Below are 17,724 nucleotides of genomic sequence, written 5' to 3'. Positions count from 1 at the left end.
CATCGACTTCGCCCCAACTGTCACGCCAGTTTTTCATTCGAAGCGGCACGTTCCCCTTATTTGCAATTTCTTGCAAATTTCTTTGCCCACCTCCTTGTTACGTCATTCAAAATGCCCGGGCGCTCCGTTTGCTAGGTCTTTTGCGCTCAAGGTCTGCGCGAAGAAGCCGGTTGCCGTCATCGAAAGAATAGAGAAAGGCGAGGAAGGAACAGCATCATGCAGAAAACGATTTACCGGCGTCCGACTCACGCCGCGGCAATGGCAACGCTCCTGATGGGAGCCATCGCGTGTTTCACCCTTTCGGGTTGCAACTCGCTGTATAGCGAAGGCGCTGTGGCAGGCGCGGGTATCGGTGGTGCGGCGATCGCCGGCGCCGTGACCAGCAATGCTGCCGTCGCGACGGGCATCGGACTGGGCGCCGTTGCTGCCGCCAGAGCTGGTGTGCAATACAGCCAGCGGGTAATGCACACCTATACGCAGGACCGTATCGCAGGCGCGGCCGGACCGCTCGCAGTCGGGGCCATAGCGCAATGGGCTGCGGTGCATACCGTGCCCATCGAGCCGGATGAAAAAGGCCGCGTGACGGTCAGCCGTACCATCAGTACCGGCACGCTCGATTGCAAGGAAATCGTGTTCTCGGTGGACACCGACGCCGTGAAGGACAAGCCCGCCGACAGCGGCTTCTACGTAGCCTCCATCTGCCGCGACGGACAGACGTGGAAGTGGGCGTCGGCGGAACCTGCCACGCCGCGTTGGGGCGCGCTGCAATGAGGCCCGGTCTGAGCCTGATGCTCGCGGCCGGCGCTGCTGCGAGCTGCGTATTCATGAGCGGCTGTGGATCGATTGGCGCGGCAGCCGGCGCGGCCGCGGGCGTATCGACGGGCGTGGTCACGAGCAACCCGGCAATCGGTTTCGGCGTGGGCATCGTAGTGCAGGCCGCGACCGACGAAGCCATCGCGCGCCTCATGAAGCGCCTGCACAGCGACCAGCAGATCGCCATTGCGACGACGGCGGGCGACCTTCCCATAGGCGATGAAAAAACCTGGAGCGTCAAGCACACGCTGCCGGTGGAAAATGGCCACGGCAATGTCCGAGTACTGCGGGAGTTCACCAGCGCGCTTGCGACATGCCGCGAGTTCGCGTTCTCGGTGGCCGATGGCAACAAGGCCGACGCACATCAGGACTGGTTCGTCGCCCAGGCTTGCAAGGGCAATGACAATGGCGGCGCGTGGAAGTGGGCATCGGCGGAACCGGCCGTCGCACGCTGGGGCAATCTGCAGTAACTTGTCTGCGAGATTGGCCGTGCGCCCAGCCGTTCACCAACGCCAGCGTACGCCAGCATCGCCGCCTATTGTGGCGCGCGTGGCGCCGCCCACGTTCATTGCGTAATGGACGTTCGCAAACAGGCTGCCCCGCGCGCTGACGTCGATCGCGACGCCGGTTTGAAAATCGGCCAGCGTCGCCGATGACTGCGCCGGGACCGTTGTGGTTTCTCCGAAGACCACGTTGCTCGATGCATCGAAATAACGCCATAGATTGACGCGCGCATAAGGCTGCAACGCCACCCTGCCCGCTTGCCAGCGCCCCGATACGCGCAGTCCCAGACGGGCGGCGAACGAACTCGGGTTGCTGAAGCTGACGGTCGAGATGCCGTCATTTATATCGTTGATGGACACATGCTGCCAGATGACCTGCGCCTGCGGCTCGATGCTCAGTCCGGCCAGCAAAGCCAGCGGCAATCCTGCTTCCACTGATCCCGCGATCGACCGGCCATGCGTGGTCACGGCAAGGCCGTCGTTCGACGACGGTTTGATCGTCAGCGCGCTTCCAGTCATGATGGTGTCCGCATACCAGCCACCGGGGCCGATGTGCGTCCAGTACGCGCCCGCGCTCGCCGAATCCACGGCGACGCTGCCCGCCTGAACCGACGGCATGCCAAGCGCGAAGCCGGTGACATCGCCCGAAGCGCGCGCCGCGCCCAGCAGCAAGCCATAGTGATTCCTATTTCCTGACGCAGTGGCATCTGCGTAGACGTCCTGACCGATCTGCGTGCCGCCCGTGAATCCGCTGAAATGCGCATCGACGCCTGTGTCGCTGCCAACGCGCGCGTGGTTTCCCCAGACACGGGCCCAGGTCGCGGGCAGCGTGCCGGTTTCATCGAGTTGCGACTGGTCGCCGTGCCGGTCGTGGAAGGTGCCGATCTGATCGATGACAAGCTCGCGCGTAAGCGTTGGCACTGCTTCGTAGAGAGGGACTTCGATGCGGTAAAGGGGATTTGCTGTGGTAGGCGGTTGCGGCTCCGCCGGCGCGGTTGGCACGGATGGCACGATCGAAGGTGGCGGCGTAGGTTCGGTTGGCGCAGCGGGCTCGACAGGCGTTGTTGGCTCAGAAGGTGCAACCGGTGGTACTGGCGTGACCGGTGTAACGGGCGGCACTGGCGTGACAGGCGGCACCGGCGGCACCGCCGGAATGCTCGAACGCAAATACCAGTTATCCCCGGTGCCTGTCGTAACACCGCCCCGAAACAGATAGTACGTATAGGCGCCCGCCTTGACGGGACTCGCCAGAGAGAATGCCGTCGCCGCCGTCGTGGCGCCCTGAAGCGTTTGCACGACCATGATTCCATCGGCGATCGTCTGGGCGCCGGCGCCGCCCGCGTTTCTCACGCCAATCGATGTATCGCCCGTAGCGGTGCCTTGCGCTATGACCAGCTTTCCGCTCGGCGAAGCATCCGCGCCAAGGACCGTGTCCACGAGCAACTGGCCTGCTCGCCCCGTGTAGTCGCCGCTCACCACGAGCGTATTGCGCGTGCTCCCCGTCAGATCGATGATCCCAGCGTTGTTCATCGTCACGCGTGCCCCTGCCACGGCAGCCATGATCGCCGACGTTCCTGCGCCGTTCCAGGCAAGCGAACTCGTCGAGTCGATATCGATCGTGCCGGTTCGCGTTCCGGAATCGCCGAGTGTGAGGCCGTGGGCATCGAGCGTCAGGCGGCTCGCGTTCGTCACCGCCACGCTCTCCCAGTTCACGAAGCGGCTCAGCCCGGTGGCGTCGACGTGGTCGAACGTGAGCGTGTCGCGACCGGCGCCGGCATCGAAGATCGATGTGGACGCAAGTTGCGCGTCGCTCAGGTTCGACAAGGTGGCCGCCGCCTGTCCCGCGCCGAACGTGACCGCACCGCCGATCACCCCGCCGTCGAGCCATTTGAACGTATTCTGCCCGTCCCCAACGGCGAGACCCTGGGCAATCGAACCGCCCGATACCGTCATGGCGTTCGTGCCATTGCCAAGCGTCACCGCGCCGCCGATCACCCCGCCGGACAGCGTCATGGACGTATCCCCGGAACCCGCGGTGAGGTTTGCATCGATCGAACCGCCCGACATTGCGAAGGTGTTCTGCACCGCCGTCAACCCGACGCTGCCGATACGCCCGCCAGTAATCGTCGCCACGCCGCCGTTCGTCAGGCCGCCCGTCACGCGCCCGCCACTCAGCGTGAAACGCGGTTGCGGGCCGCCCTGATCGATGTCATCGACCTGTCCCGCCTGCATCACGAACGTGTTGACGCCGGCGCCTTGCCGGATCAGACCGGTCACCGTGCCGCCGTTCATCTTGAAGGTGTTCGTGCCGGTATCGGTCCAGACCGCGACACCACCGCCGCCCGATATAGTCCCGGTGTTCGTGATTGTGATCGCATACGGCCCCGTCGATGAAACCGCCAGATTGCCGCCGCCCGAAATCACGCCGCTGTTCACGATGTCCGCATTACCGCCGACAATCGATATCCCCTCGTTGCCGCCCGAAATCGTTCCGGCATTCGTAAAGCTGCCGCCACTGTTGGCATCGATGGCGTTGCTCTGGTCGCTCGTTTCCGCGCCCCCGCTGCGTTCACGAGCGTGACCTTCTGCCCGAAAAAAGCGCCCAACGCGTCGGCGCCGTGCGCGGCGATCGACCCGGTGTTGGTGACAAGACCGGGCGATGCATCCACGGAGACAATGCCGTGCGCGTTCACCCCGTATGTATCGATGGACCCGTGGTTTGTCAGCGTATTGTTTCCCGGCGCGCCGCCATTGGCATACAGGCCGTACGCGCGTGAACCGGTCGTCGTGATCGAGCCGGTGTTCGCGAGCGCGTCGCCGGAGGTCTGGGCGAGCATGCCGTAGGAGTCGTCGCCCGATGTGGCAAGCGTGCCGTTGTTGGTCAGCTTCCCGCCTCCCGCCGCCGATACATCGAGCATTGCCGCCGAGTTCGCTCCGCTCGTGGTGATCGCGCCGCCCACGGCGTTGACCATAGTGACTGATGCAGAGCCGTTGTACGTGCCCTCCGACCCGACGCCGGTCGTATGAATCGCGCCTGCGTTGGTCAGTGTGTTGTGCCCGAAGCCGTTCGGGCTACCTTCCGCGGTGATGCCGTCGAAGGTATCGCCGCTGACCTGCAGCGTGCCTAGGTTCGTGACAGTGCTCGAATCCCGCACGAAGACCGCGTTGCTGTTGCTCACGCTGATGCCCGCGCCCGGCTGGATGCGAACGGTGACGCCCGTGCTTCCGGCAGCCGCCGCGATACCCGTGAGGGATGGATTCGGCAGACTCGAATCGCACGTAGCAGATTCACCGCTGACGGGCGCGAGGTTATCGCAACTGCCGAGCGCCGACGGCACGCGCAACAGACATGTCACGCCGATCGTCAATTCCGACAAACGCCTCGTGCGTGATAACGGCAAGCGCAGTCGACGCATCTTCGGAGGCTCCTTGTTTACCGTCAGCGTTGGCGGATTCCCCAGCGTAGAGTACGTTTTGCGCTTCGGCAATCTTGTGAAAAGCGATTCGAAGCGGTCTTCCGAAAACGCTGGAAGCCACAATGGACAAGGGTTTGCGCCCGGCGCGAAACGATCGTTGCGGACGTTTTCATCAGAACGGGCAATCGGCGGATTCCGTGCATGAGATCGAAGCGAACCGCGTTATCGGCTACCTTTTCAGGTACGTCCACATGCAAAAAACGCGGCATCTGTTTCCAGAAGCACCGCGTTTTTTTATCCCGCGCCAGATGGCACGTATCTCACTGAAGCACTACGCGCAGCATCAAGACTCCACGTCTTCCAGGCTGAAGATCTCCGTCTGGTCGTTATACGAAAAGATCTCGCCATAACGGCCCCAGTTGATGACGGCGTCGAGTGTTTCCTCGGCGGCTTTATCGGAGAGAAAATCTTCCAGTTCCTGCTCGAAGCGCACACGCGGCGCACGATGTCCCGGCCGCTCGTTCAGCACTTTCTTGATCCGGGCGGCGAGCGGCACGTGACGCAGCAGATGCTCCGCGAACATCATCTTGCGTTCCTGCGTACCGAATTCGGCAAACACACGCGCCGGCGGCGTCAGGAAAATATCGCCTTCGCGGACATCGGCGAAACCGAGATGCTGCAACACTTCCGCGACCGGGAACAGATCGTCCACTTCCAGATGCAGCGTCCGCGCGATCTCCGGCATGTCGGCGCGGCCGTGGTACGGGTCGGCGGCCAGTGTCTCGATCAAACCCGCCATCAGGTTGGTCGACACCTGCGGCAACCAGCTACTGAGCTCGAGCCCCTTCTTCTTTTCCTCGCCGAGTTGACGCGCGGTCATCTTGGCGTAGATATCGTCGACCAGGCGCCGGAACGCGGGATCGAGACGGTTGCGCGGATGCTTGAACGGCACGCGAATCTCGGCCATGACACGACCCGGATTCGATGCCAGCACCAGAATCCGGTCGCACATGAACACCGCTTCCTCGATGTTGTGCGTGACGATCAGCACCGACTTGATCGGCATCTTGCCTTGCGTCCACAGATCGAGCAGGTCGGTACGCAAGTTCTCGGCGGTCAGCACGTCGAGCGCGGAAAACGGTTCGTCCATGAGGAGCAGCGTAGGGTCGACGACCAGCGCACGCGCAAAACCCACCCGCTGTCGCATCCCGCCTGACAGCTCACGCGGATACGCGTTTTCAAAGCCGTCGAGACCGATCAGGTCGATTGCCGCCAGCGCGCGCTCGCGCCGTTCTTTGGATGGAACGCCCTGCGCTTCCAGCCCCGCCTCGACGTTCTGCAGCACGGTGAGCCACGGAAACAATGCGAAGGTCTGAAACACCATCGCCACGCCTTTCGCCGGGCCGTTGAGCGGCTCGTTCAGGTACGTGACCTGGCCGCCCGTCGGTTCGATCAAACCCGCGATGATCCGCAGGAGCGTCGATTTTCCCGACCCCGATCGGCCGAGAAGACCCACGATCTCGCCTTCGTGCAGCTTCAGGTTGACGTCTTCGAGCACGAGCAACTCGCCCTGCGTCTTGTTGAAACCGCGACTGACCTGATCGACGTGCAGGATTTCCCGGCCGAGGCGCGGGGGTGCGGATGGCGGCGTTTGGCTGGAAGGATTCGTCTGCGTTGGCATGGGCGCTCGCGTGTTGCTGATTACAAAATGGTGTGGCCGCTGGCGACCTGACATTATAGATTTCGAAGGGCTTTGTTCCGGCGGCGGCGTTCAGTCGAGCCGCAAGCGCGCTTCGGCGAACGCGAACAACGGGCGCCACAACAACCGGTTGAAGAGCGTGACGAACAGCGACATCACCGCGATCCCGAGAATGATCTTCGGATAATCGCCGTTGACCGTGCTTTCCGCGATGTACGCGCCCAGTCCGTGCGCCACGATCTTCGTATTGCCCCACGATACCGCTTCGGCCACGATGCTCGCATTCCACGCCCCGCCTGACGCCGTAATCGCGCCGGTCACGTAATACGGGAAGATGCCCGGCAAGATGGCCTGGCGCCACCATTGCCAGCCTTTGATCTGGAAGTTGGCGGCGGCCTCGCGATAATCGTTTGGATACGACGTAGCGCCAGCGATCACGTTGAAAAGGATATACCACTGCGTGCCGAGCACGATCAGCGGCGAAAGCCAGATATCCGGATTCAGGTTGAACTTCACGATCACCACGACAAACACCGGGAACAGCAGGTTCGCCGGAAACGCCGCAAGGAATTGCGCAATCGGCTGGATCTTGCTCGCAAGCGCAGGCCGCAACCCGATCAGCACGCCGACAGGCACCCAGATCACCGACGCAATCGCGATCAGCACCATGACGCGGAAAAGCGTGATCAGCCCGAGCCAGAAGACATGTCCGACTTCATGCCACGACACGCCGGACGAAACGAAGACGCTTACTTTCCAGACCACGAACGCGGTCAGCGCCACGACAATCGTCGCCCAGACAATATCGCCAATGCGGGAAGTATTGCGCGCTCTCCCGGGCGTCGCTGTAAACACGGACGCGGCGCTCGCCAGCAGCGGCAGCTTCACGCCCTGCAGCGAAGGCAGCTTCAGCGGCACGCGCGCAAGCTTGCCGATGAGCCAGCCGGCCGGCACCAGCAACTGGTGAATCAGCCGCGTGCGCCGGATCAGGTCGAGCAGCCACGATTCAGGCACATTGCCCGAGCTCGTGTTTTCCATGCGGAACTTGTCGGCCCATGCGACCAGCGGACGGAACATGAGCTGATCGTAGGCAAGGATCACGACGGTCATGGCGAGGATCACCCAGCCGATCGCGCCGAGATTGCGCTCGCCGATCGCCGTCGCCAGATACGCGCCGATACCCGGCAGCACGATGGTCCGGTTACCCACCACGATCGCTTCGGAGGCGACCACGAAGAACCAGCCGCCGGACATCGACATCATCATGTTCCAGATGAGGCCCGGCATGGAGAACGGCACTTCGAGCTTCCAGAAGCGCTGCCAGTTGGTCAGGTGAAACCCGCGCGAGACTTCGTCCAGGTCACGCGGCACCGTGCGCAGCGACTGGTAGAAGCTGAAGGTCATGTTCCAGGCCTGGCTCGTGAAGATGGCGAAGATCGCGGCGAGTTCGGCGCCGAACACCCGTCCGGGAAACAACGCGAGGAAAAACGTGACCGTAAACGAGATATAGCCGAGCACCGGCACCGACTGCAGGATGTCGAGAATCGGCACGAGCACGATGGACGCGCGCCGGCTCTTGGCCGCGAGCGTCCCATAAACGAGCGTGAAGATGAGCGATGCGACCATTGCGGCAAGCATGCGCAGCGTGGTGCGTAACGCGTACTCGGGCAGATTCGACGGATCCAGCGAAATAGCCTGCGTCTGCAGCGTCGAGATGGGTGCGAGCGTCTCGTGAAAGCCCACCGCGGTCAGCGCGAGGATGCAGATGATCAGCGGGAACGCGACGAAGTCCCAGCGATTCGGTAATAGACGCCACGCCGAAGCATTCGCCGTGCGAGTCAGATTGAAGCCAAAATCCATTACACGCCCTCTCCGTTGAGGCTTGTTGCGGCCGGTGCGCCCGATTCAGGGCATCGTCCGGCGTCTGTATTTCCAAGTCTGTATCTTGCCGGTCAGCGCCATGCCTGTTTTCAGGACGGCACGACACTACACCAAACTTTGTTTCAGGCACAACCGCAGCCTGCTGGTTTACGTTTCGTTATCTGGCGGGCGTTCCGGTGCATCGTCAAACCGCGCTGCATCGCTCAAGAAAAGCCCGTTCCCGCCGATAAGAAACTTGATGGACGAAAGAAAACGTCGTCCAATCGGAACATCCGGGGCAAACCAAAGCCGGCTTGAGGGGACTCCGGACGAGGTCGCGGTTCCTGCGCAGACAAAACATGTTCTTGCAACAGGCGCCACTGTCGGCGCTCAGCAACAGCACTTGGGGCAAGTACCATCGGCGCGCGCGGCCGCGCCCGGTAAGATGCTCATGTGCCGGCACAAAACTCATAACATTGCTCGTCGCGCGGGGCCGCGGGACAGTCAGACAGGCCAGATCAGATGAACAAGACAACCTTCCACCTTGCGATAGCGACGCTTTGCTGCGCGTTGCTTGCATGCGTGTGCTGGGTTGCAGCCGGACTGGTGTCGGACCGAATGGTACAGCAAGAACTGGCCACATCGGTGCGGGTGGAACGTCAAATGGCGGCGTCCATCGTCGATAACACCGCGCAGATCATCGCGAGCGACCTCGCCATGTCCCGCGCCATTCCCGCCACGATCGCCGAGATGGACATGATCCAGCTCGCGCTGGTCCAGCAGCACGGTCTTTCCGCCAGCGCCGCGCCGACGGCGGCCGACCGGCGAGCCAAGTGGCTCGCCGCGCCCGCGCTGGAAAAAGTCGATAACTTCCTGCGCAACGCGCGGGGCTTCACGGGCCTCGACTACATCTGGGTCGTCGATACCGAGGGCTTTTGCGTGGCATCGAGCAACGCCATCGATTCGAACAGCTTTGTCGGCGTCGACATGCGGGCGCGCGGGTATATCCAGAAGGCGCTGCTCGGCGCGTTCAACGAGACCTATGGCGTCGGCCGGACGAACGGCGATCCGGGGATTTTCATCGCCACGCCGATCTACCGGGACGGCTTTCTGGTGGGCGCGGTGATCGCGAAAGTGAGCATCGACCGCTTGCGGCATTGGGTGGCGCGCGCCGGGACGTTCGTGACCGACAGCAACGGCGTAGTCGTGATGGCCAATGAAAGCCAGCTCGAAAACCGCGTGCTGCCGGATTCACCCGTGCTGAAGATGTCGCGCACGGAGCGGCTCGATGCCTACCGGCGCGTAGATTTCCAGACCTTGCGAATCACCCATATAGGCGAGCGCGTGCGGGCGGACGCGCCCTGGCTGTCGCCGACGCTTTCGAGCGGCTTGTTCAGCACCAGCAACGGCACGGCGCCCGCGATTTATGACGAACGCACCGGCCTCAATTCCGGGCTCGCGGCGCATATCGTGCATCCGCTGCCGAACTGGTCCGAGATCTTGCGCAACCAGCGGCGCGACCAGTTGCTCGTGTTCCTGACGGCGCTCGGGGTGGTCGGCCTGGCCGTGGTGATTACGGTGTCGTATCTACGCGAGCGCCGGCTGCATCGGGCGACGCGGCATCTCGCGAACCAGTTGCAGTCGGCCAATACGCTGCTTTCGGCCGAAGCGCGGCATGATGCGCTGACCGGCGCTTTGTCGCGGCGATATTTCCTCGATACCCTGCGCCGCGAAGTGGAGCTCGCGTCTTCCTCGGGCACGCCGCTGTCCGTCGCCATTGCCGACCTGGACTACTTCAAGCAGGTCAACGACCGCTTCGGCCACGCGACCGGGGACCGCGCGCTCGAGCATTTCGTGCGGATGTGCGAGGAACAGTTGCGCGCGAGCGATGGCGTTGGCCGGCTTGGTGGCGAGGAGTTCGGCCTGCTGCTGCCGCAAACGTCTCTCGCCGATGCCCACGCGGTGCTCGAACGCCTGCGCAAGCGCTTCAACCAGGAGCATTGCGCCCATCTGCCCGATGACACCGCGTTGAGCGTAAGCATCGGCATCACCGCCCTGTGCGACGGCGACACCGCCGAAAATCTGCTCAAGCGCGCCGACCTTGCGCTCTACGCGGCCAAATCGGGCGGCCGCGACCGCAGCGAAGTGCATCCCGCCGACACCATCCCGCCCATGCCGCGTCATCCCGAGACAGCCTGAACGCACGGACCGGCCAAAAGGTCTAGTGTGGCAAGCGGCGTGACAGCAGGTATTATCGACATTCGAAGTCGAATATCTGCCGTTTTCAGGAGGGGTGAATGAAGGGAAATCTGGTCATTGTCTGCCGCGATCAGGACGCTGAAGCATTCGATCACTTGCTGGCCGAGTATGGCGCGTTCCAGACGCGGCTCTCGTCCACCACCTGGTACTTGAGGCTCGATGTCGCGCCTGAAGTCATCCAGGAGGAGATCCTCGGACGGCTGGGGAAATACACCACGCATTATATTTTCGAGGCCGCCACGGTGACCTACAACACCGTCGACAGCGAAGCGGCTTCCGCCCTCAATACGCTGTTCGACTGAGCGCTTCCGGCGAGGGCGCCTTGGCGCGCCCTGCCTCGCGGGCGAATCAGGCGCGCATCAGGCGTGTTTCAGCACGCCGTCGATATGCAGTTGATCCGCCGCTTTTGCGACGATATCGAACGGGAAAGTCATTGCGATCTCCAGTCCGCCTTCTTCCCGGTTGCGGATGTCGCACTCTCCGCCTGCCCGCCGCACCAGCCGATCCACAATGGCGAGCCCCAACCCGCTATGGCCGCTGCCGCCGCGCGCCGGATCAAGCCGCACAAACGGCCGGCTGGCCTTCACGAGATCCTGCGCGGCGATACCGCCACCACTGTCGCTGACACGCAAAACCCAGCCGTTCGACCCACGCAGGGTTTCGATCACGATAGGCGGTGCGCCATAGGCGTGAGCGTTATCGAGAAGATTCGACAGCAGGCGGTCAAGCGTCGCCGCCGGCAAGGCAAAGCCGCGTCCGGCCGTGAGCCGCGTCTGGATTGACTGCGCGCCCGGCGCGACCGCCCTGTAGCTGCGCGCGATCCGCTCGCATTGCTGATCGACTTCAACCGGTTCGCTGCGATCCGTACCATCGTGCGCAAACACCAGGAATTGATCGACGATATGCGCCATGGAGTCCACGTCTCGCACTACGCCATCACGCAGCTTCGCCTCTTCCATCATTTCGGCACGCAGCCGTAACCGCGCAAGCGGCGTCTTGAGATCGTGCGCCACGCCCGCGAGCATGACCGCGCGATCGCTTTCCGCCTGCGCGACTTCGCGCACCATCTGGTTGAAACCGTGCGTCAGTTGCCGCAATTCCCGCGGGCCGCGCTCCGGGACGGGCGGCGTGGGCTCGCCGCGGCCGAACCGGCCGACGGCTTGCGCCAGCGAACGCAACGGCGTCTGGAGCTGCCACGCGGCAAGGAGCGCCGCCATGACGGCGGTCGAAAAGATGATGGCAAGCCACAGCAGCATGCGGTCGCGCGAACGCGGCGGACGCAGCGGCTGGACCGGCACGACGATCCAGTTCGCGTCGCGTGCACCGCGCACCCACAGGCTCGGGGGACCACCGGGCTCGCCGACGCGGACGTCGGTGCCATCGGGCAGGCGGTCCCGCAAGTCTTCAATGAAACGCGCAAACGGCGGCGGTACGCGATCGGTATCGGCGTCGGCAATGGGACGCGGTACTTCGGGACTGGTCGGGGCGACCACGTGCACGCTGGAGGGCAACGGCTGATCCGGCGAATTCGCGATGTGCTGGCGCACGGCGTCGACCAGGAACGTGGCCTCTTCTACTGCGTAGCGGGTTTGGGTCTGGTCGCGCTCGACCCGGATGACGGCGAACCAGGCGACGTGCGACAACACCAGCACGCCGATGACCAGCACCACCAGCCGGCCAAAAAGTGAATCAATGGGCCGACGCATTTTGCTCGCCGTCGGGCACGAACACATAACCGCGCCCGCGCACCGTCTGGATGAAGCGCGGCGTGGACGGATCGGTTTCGAGAATCCGGCGCAGACGCCACACCTGGACGTCGATACCCCGGTCGGTGCCGTCGTACTCCGGACCGTGCAGCAGTTCGAGCAGGCGCTCACGCGTCAGCGTGCGCATGGGGTGATTGACGAAAATCTTCAGCAGAGCGAATTCGCTGCCCGACAATGTGAGCGGCGTCTCGTCCTGATGCAGCGTGCGCGACTGGAAGTCGAGCCGGAAACGCCCGAACGAAAACGGTTCCCGCTGCTCGGGCGCCGCTGAAGGAATGGTTCGGCGGCGACGCAGGACAGCCTGCACGCGCGCGAGCAATTCCCGCGGATTGAACGGCTTGCCGAGATAATCGTCCGCACCGAGCTCGAGTCCGACAATGCGGTCCACGTCGTCAGCACGTGCGGTCAGCATGATCACGGGGATGTCGTCGCCCGACGCGCGGAGCTTGCGCAACGCGGTCAGTCCATCCACACCCGGCATCATGAGGTCGAGCACGATCAGATCGGGGCGCTCGCGTTCGAGTCGCCGTTCGAGCGTGCCTGCGTCATGCAGCACCGATACCTCGATGCCCTGCCGGACCAGATAGTCGCGCAAGAGATCGCGCAGTTCGGAGTCGTCGTCGACGACAAGTATTTGAGTAGCCATGCGACGCAGTTTAACGCCAGTCCGGGCCAGCCGATGCCGCAAACCCTCCGTAAACAGTTACCGGGTGTTACCGCGAAAGCGACGCGTAAACCGGCGTAATAACGCAGCGGCGGCTCGTAACACGCGCATCGCGCCGAGTCTCTACGCTGTGTCTTACCGAAGGCGCGACGACTGAGACGACGCTGCCAGACTCGGATCAGCCCCGGTTGATCCCGGCATCTGCCCGGATCAATCCATGGGGCTCCGCAAATCAAAAAGGAGTACGCCATGTTGAAGCAGTCCCGATTCCTCGCCATCACCGCTGCGGCGCTCGCGCTGTCCATAGGTACAGCCAACGTCGCCAGCGCGGCCACGCCGGATGCGCCGCCCCCGGGCGGCCTGGGCATGATGATGACCGAAGGCGGTCCCGGTGGCCCCGGCGGTCATCGCGGGCACGGAATGGAAATGCGCATGAAGAAGGAACTCGACAAGCTGCACGGCCAGTTGAATCTCAACGCGGACCAGGAAAAACTGTGGCAATCCGCGTTGCAAACCATGAAACAAAACCATGAAGCGATGCGCGCAAGCCATCAGCAAATGCGCTCGCAAATGGAATCCATGAAGAACCAGCCCATCCTGGATCTGAACGCCATGTACGCGGCGCATCAGAAGATCGAAGCGCAGAACGCCCAGTTGCGCGACCAGACCAGCGCCGCATGGCTGAACTTCTACAACGCGCTGAATGACCAGCAAAAGACCACGGTCAGCTCGGCACTGAAAGCGCGTTTCGCCAAGATGCATGAGCGTCAGGAAAAGATGCATCAGCGCTGGGAGCAGCGCCGTGGCGCGCCGGGCGCCGGGGCATCGGCGGTACAGCCTTGATGCGTTGATGCCTTGATGCATTCGTCTTTCAAGATCGCCGCGGAGTAAAAAGGCCGTGGACTTTTGGGTCCACGGCCTTTCTTCATTTACAAGCCAGGGCGTTGATCCGGCTCAGGCGAGATCGAACAAGATGACTTCAGCGCCGGTTCCCCGGTCGAGCGTCACCTTCGATACGTCCTCGATCTTGGCGGCGTCGCCGGCTGAAAGCGCTTCGCCATTCACCGCTATCGCTCCCCTCGCCAAGTGCACATACACACGACGGCCGGCGGGCACATCGAATTCGGCGCGCTCGTCGCCATCGAAGAGACCGGCGTAAAGCTCGGCGTCTGCGCCCAGTTTCACCGCGCCGTCCCGTCCTTGCGGCGATGCAATCACCCGCAGGCGGCCGCGTTTTTCGGCATCGTCGAAATGCTTTTCTTCGTAGCCCGGCGCATCGCCCGCTGCGTCCGGAATGATCCAGATCTGCAGGAAATGCGCAGGCTCGGTCGCCGAGCCGTTGAATTCGCTATGCCGTACGCCCGTGCCGGCGCTCATGCGCTGGACATCGCCGGGACGGATGGTCGAACCGTTGCCCATGCTGTCCTTGTGCGCAAGACCGCCTTCGAGAACATAGCTGATGATCTCCATATCCCGGTGCCCATGCGTGCCGAACCCCTGCCCCGCCGCGACGCGGTCTTCGTTGATTACCCGCAGCGCTCCGAAATGCACGTGCTCCGGATCGTCGTAGCCTGCAAAAGAAAAGCTGTGATACGAGTCGAGCCACCCGTGGTTGGCGTGGCCGCGTTCATTGGCGCGTCGGATTTCAAACATTTCGAACTCCCTGTGATGTTGCGATGGAGAGAATGTAAGGGCGCACACGCTCCGCAACAACTGTCTGCGCAGGCACCACACCGTCCTGAAAATGCATGTAATCGATCTGGCCCGAGCCGCCTCGAGCCCACTTGAGCCGCGCCGGTCCTCGCGGACACAAAGGCTTCGGGTAGAATACCGGCCTTTTCGGGACCGGCCGAAGCCGGGCGGATGGCTGGAGGCGCCCGGAAGTTGCTCCGGACACACTGCCGCGCCGGTCCGGTCGATGGCGATTTTGTCTTTTCAACGCCCTTTCGAACGCTGCGCACCAATTTTGGACATCTAGAATAGGCACCGCCTGGGGCTGTAGCCGGTAAGCGCTCAAGCGGCGGGGCAGGCAAGAGACGCAGTTGAACAGCAAAAAGCGCAGGCAAAAGGCGCAAGCCCACGCGCACGTCACCAAGGAATCTCCATGTTTCTGCAAGGCTACGGGCCGCTCATCCTCTCGGGCACATGGCAAACCGTCAAGCTGGCGGTCTTGTCGCTGGTGTTCGCATTTGTGATCGGACTGATCGGGGCGGCGGCGAAATTGTCGAGAAATCGCATCTCGTCGGGTGTCGGCACTGTCTACACCACGCTCGTGCGCGGCGTTCCCGACCTCGTGCTGATGCTGCTGCTCTTCTACAGCATCCAGATCTGGCTGAACCACCTGACCGACGCGCTCGGCTGGGATCAGATCGATATCGATCCGTTCGTGGCCGGCGTGATCGTGCTCGGGTTCATCTACGGCGCGTATTTCACCGAGACCTTCCGCGGCGCCTTTCTTTCCGTGCCGCGCGGCCAGCTCGAAGCGGGCGCCGCCTACGGCATGACGCCGTGGCAAACCTTCTCGCGAATCATGTTCCCGCAGATGATGCGTTTCGCCCTCCCCGGCATCGGCAATAACTGGCAGGTGATGGTGAAGGCGACGGCGCTGGTATCGATCATCGGTCTCGCCGATGTCGTCAAGGCCGCGCAGGACGCCGGCAAGGGCACGTTGCGGTTCTTCTTTTTCACGCTGCTGGCGGGCGCCGTGTATCTCGTGATCACGACGCTGTCCAATCTCGTGCTGATATGGCTGGAAAAGCGCTATTCGTCGGGCGTGCGCAAGGCGGATTTATAGGCCTTCGACACCGGTCCAGCTCCCTAAAAAGAAACCAGGCACATCCACGCGGCGGAATCCATGCTCGAAATCATCCAGGAATACTGGCGCAATTATCTTTTCACCGACGGTTATCGGATCACCGGCCTTGCCATCACGATGTGGCTGCTGGTTGTATCGATCGTGCTCGGCTTTTGTCTTTCCATTCCGCTGGCGGTCGCGCGGGTTTCGAAGAACAAGCTGCTCTCACGCAGCGTCTGGGTCTACACCTACGTTTTCCGCGGCACGCCGCTCTACGTTCAGCTTTTGCTCTGCTACACGGGCCTATACAGCCTGCAAGTGGTTCGCGATCACGTCCTGCTCAACGAGTTTTTCCGTAACGGCATGAATTGCACGCTGCTCGCGTTCACGCTGAACACGTGCGCGTACACCACGGAAATCTTCGCCGGCGCCATCCGCGCCACGCCCTATGGTGAGATCGAGGCGGCGCGGGCGTACGGGATGTCGTCGTTCACGCTGTATCGGCGGGTGATCCTGCCGTCGGCGCTGCGCCGCGCGCTTCCCTATTACAGCAATGAAGTGATCCTGATGCTGCACGCAACCACCGTTGCGTTCACGGCAACCGTGCCGGACATCCTCAAGATCGCCCGGGACGTGAATTCGGCCACCTATCAATCGTTCCAGGCGTTCGGCATCGCCGGATTGCTCTATTTGTGTATTTCGTTTGCGCTCGTGTGGATGTTCCGCCGCGCGGAACATCGCTGGCTCGCCTACTTGCGGCCGCAAGGTAAATAAGCCCAAGGATCAGGCACACATGAATTCTCCGGCAACCAAGCTTTTCGTCGATGGCCTATACAAGCAGTACGGCGACCACGAAGTCATCAAGGGCGTCTCGCTGCGGGCGAAAGCCGGCGATGTGATCAGCGTCATCGGCTCGTCGGGGTCGGGAAAAAGCACGATGCTTCGCTGCATCAACTTTCTCGAGCAGCCGAACCAGGGCCGGATTTTTGTCGATGGCGAGGAAATCCGCACGCTCAAGGACAAATACGGCGCGCTGAAAGTGGCCGAGCCGAAGCAGTTGCAGCGCATGCGCACGCGCCTTTCCATGGTGTTCCAGCACTTCAACTTGTGGTCGCACCTGAGCGTGCTCGAAAACGTCATGGAAGCGCCGGTGAAGGTGCTCGGGTTATCGAAGAAGGAGGCCGAGGACCGGGCGCGCACCTATCTGGAGAAAGTCGGGCTCGCGCCGCGGCTGGAAAAACAATATCCGTCGCATTTGTCGGGCGGCCAGCAGCAGCGCGTGGCGATTGCACGCGCGCTCGCGATGCACCCCGACGTCATGCTGTTCGATGAACCCACCTCCGCGCTCGATCCCGAACTCGTTGGCGAGGTGCTGAAGGTCATGCAGACGCTCGCTGAGGAAGGCCGCACGATGATCGTGGTAACTCACGAAATGGCGTTCGCGCGCAATGTATCGAACCACGTGGTGTTCCTGCATCAGGGGCTGATCGAAGAGGAAGGTCATCCCGATGAGGTTTTCGGCAACACGCGCAGCGAAAGGCTGAAGCAGTTCCTCTCAGGAAGTCTGAAGTAAAACTACAGAGCGTCGACGTTCTCTTACGAACCAAAAACAGAAGCGCCCTACGGGGCGCTTTTTTTAGTTGGTATCTCTAAACAGGTTCGGCCCGCATTCCGCTTTTTGCATTAGCGGCAGACGTAACGCACGTCAATAGATGCAATCCATAGCGTCAAGTCCGGAAATGAGCCTAAGCCTTACCCCATAAGGAACCGCCCCCGATATGGATCATTTTTTTCATTTGCTGAACACACCAACCATTGCGTTTTTGAGACAGAAGATTGGGAGACAGCAAATTTTTTTGGCGACACAAAGGTAATTTGCTAAATTAGTAATCAAAGTACGGAAACGAAGTTCATTAAAAGTAGTTTTACTTCAAAAAGAACTGAGGAGAC

At 62.2% G+C, this 17,724-nt stretch carries 15 protein-coding genes; 8 read left to right on the top strand and 7 right to left on the bottom strand.

Going from position 1 to position 17,724, the window contains the following annotated elements:
* Positions 1–216: 216 nt before the first annotated feature.
* Both AXG89_RS10575 and AXG89_RS10570 read left to right on the top strand, forming a co-directional pair.
* Positions 217–771: a hypothetical protein gene (locus AXG89_RS10575; protein ID WP_061998921.1), complete on the top strand. Its 555-nt coding sequence runs from the start codon at positions 217–219 to the stop codon at positions 769–771.
* Positions 768–1,283 carry a hypothetical protein gene (locus AXG89_RS10570; RefSeq protein ID WP_062000754.1) on the top strand — a complete coding sequence of 172 codons (516 nt, stop codon included), beginning with the start codon at positions 768–770 and terminating at the stop codon, positions 1,281–1,283. Before AXG89_RS10575 ends, AXG89_RS10570 begins: the two co-directional genes overlap by 4 nt.
* Positions 1,284–1,316: 33 nt before the next feature.
* Here the strand turns inward: AXG89_RS10570 and AXG89_RS10565 are convergent, their stop codons facing one another.
* The 4 genes from AXG89_RS10565 to AXG89_RS10550 all read right to left on the bottom strand — a co-directional run bounded on the left by AXG89_RS10565 (position 1,317) and on the right by AXG89_RS10550 (position 8,291).
* Positions 1,317–3,752 carry an autotransporter family protein gene (locus tag AXG89_RS10565; RefSeq protein ID WP_062169635.1) on the bottom strand — a complete coding sequence of 812 codons (2,436 nt, stop codon included), beginning with the start codon at positions 3,750–3,752 and terminating at the stop codon, positions 1,317–1,319.
* Positions 3,749–4,732 (bottom strand): hypothetical protein, encoded by a 984-nt coding sequence (locus AXG89_RS10560; RefSeq protein ID WP_162916039.1) that lies wholly within the window; start codon positions 4,730–4,732, stop codon positions 3,749–3,751. The genes AXG89_RS10565 and AXG89_RS10560 overlap by 4 nt, the downstream gene beginning before the upstream one ends.
* 343 nt (positions 4,733–5,075) lie before the next feature.
* The gene (locus AXG89_RS10555) at positions 5,076–6,413 is read right to left on the bottom strand and encodes an ABC transporter ATP-binding protein (RefSeq protein ID WP_061998919.1); all 1,338 of its coding nucleotides are present in this window, start codon (positions 6,411–6,413) and stop codon (positions 5,076–5,078) included.
* A gap of 90 nt (positions 6,414–6,503) precedes the next feature.
* Positions 6,504–8,291, bottom strand: coding sequence for an ABC transporter permease (locus AXG89_RS10550; protein ID WP_062169631.1), 1,788 nt, complete (start codon positions 8,289–8,291; stop codon positions 6,504–6,506).
* A 522-nt stretch (positions 8,292–8,813) separates the two neighbouring features.
* Here AXG89_RS10550 and AXG89_RS10545 point away from each other — a divergent pair.
* The gene (locus AXG89_RS10545) at positions 8,814–10,490 is read left to right on the top strand and encodes a sensor domain-containing diguanylate cyclase (RefSeq protein WP_062169629.1); all 1,677 of its coding nucleotides are present in this window, start codon (positions 8,814–8,816) and stop codon (positions 10,488–10,490) included.
* Positions 10,491–10,588: 98 nt separating this feature from the next.
* Complete coding sequence (locus AXG89_RS10540) at positions 10,589–10,852, top strand: double-stranded DNA-specific endonuclease (RefSeq protein WP_056352150.1); 264 nt, start codon at positions 10,589–10,591, stop codon at positions 10,850–10,852.
* 57 nt (positions 10,853–10,909) lie between these two features.
* Here the strand turns inward: AXG89_RS10540 and AXG89_RS10535 are convergent, their stop codons facing one another.
* Together AXG89_RS10535 and AXG89_RS10530 are read right to left on the bottom strand one after the other, a co-directional pair.
* Positions 10,910–12,256 carry an ATP-binding protein gene (locus tag AXG89_RS10535; RefSeq protein WP_062169627.1) on the bottom strand — a complete coding sequence of 449 codons (1,347 nt, stop codon included), beginning with the start codon at positions 12,254–12,256 and terminating at the stop codon, positions 10,910–10,912.
* Complete coding sequence (locus AXG89_RS10530) at positions 12,240–12,962, bottom strand: response regulator (RefSeq protein WP_031362548.1); 723 nt, start codon at positions 12,960–12,962, stop codon at positions 12,240–12,242. The genes AXG89_RS10535 and AXG89_RS10530 overlap by 17 nt, the downstream gene beginning before the upstream one ends.
* A 267-nt stretch (positions 12,963–13,229) precedes the next feature.
* Between AXG89_RS10530 and AXG89_RS10525 the strand changes: the two genes are divergently transcribed.
* Positions 13,230–13,823, top strand: coding sequence for a periplasmic heavy metal sensor (locus AXG89_RS10525; protein ID WP_062169625.1), 594 nt, complete (start codon positions 13,230–13,232; stop codon positions 13,821–13,823).
* A gap of 111 nt (positions 13,824–13,934) precedes the next feature.
* On the opposite strand, the gene AXG89_RS10520 is transcribed toward AXG89_RS10525, so the two are convergent.
* On the bottom strand, positions 13,935–14,633 hold the full coding sequence (locus tag AXG89_RS10520) for a pirin family protein (RefSeq protein WP_062169623.1): 699 nt from the start codon (positions 14,631–14,633) through the stop codon (positions 13,935–13,937).
* A 451-nt stretch (positions 14,634–15,084) separates the two neighbouring features.
* Between AXG89_RS10520 and AXG89_RS10515 the strand changes: the two genes are divergently transcribed.
* The 3 genes from AXG89_RS10515 to AXG89_RS10505 are packed head-to-tail and all read left to right on the top strand — an operon-like array spanning position 15,085 to position 17,347.
* Positions 15,085–15,774, top strand: a complete 690-nt coding sequence (locus tag AXG89_RS10515; RefSeq protein ID WP_062169621.1) for an ABC transporter permease — start codon at positions 15,085–15,087, stop codon at positions 15,772–15,774.
* A 60-nt stretch (positions 15,775–15,834) separates the two neighbouring features.
* A complete protein-coding gene (locus AXG89_RS10510) occupies positions 15,835–16,548 on the top strand; it encodes an ABC transporter permease (RefSeq protein WP_061998912.1) in 714 nt (237 codons plus the stop codon).
* A gap of 19 nt (positions 16,549–16,567) precedes the next feature.
* Positions 16,568–17,347, top strand: a complete 780-nt coding sequence (locus tag AXG89_RS10505) for an ABC transporter ATP-binding protein (protein WP_061998911.1) — start codon at positions 16,568–16,570, stop codon at positions 17,345–17,347.
* Positions 17,348–17,724: the final 377 nt, after the last annotated feature.

It is taken from the genome of Burkholderia sp. PAMC 26561, from assembly GCF_001557535.2.
Taxonomy (GTDB): domain Bacteria; phylum Pseudomonadota; class Gammaproteobacteria; order Burkholderiales; family Burkholderiaceae; genus Caballeronia.
The sequence above is the reverse complement of the archived record's forward strand: the minus strand, read 5'-3'. Positions and strand labels throughout refer to the sequence as shown.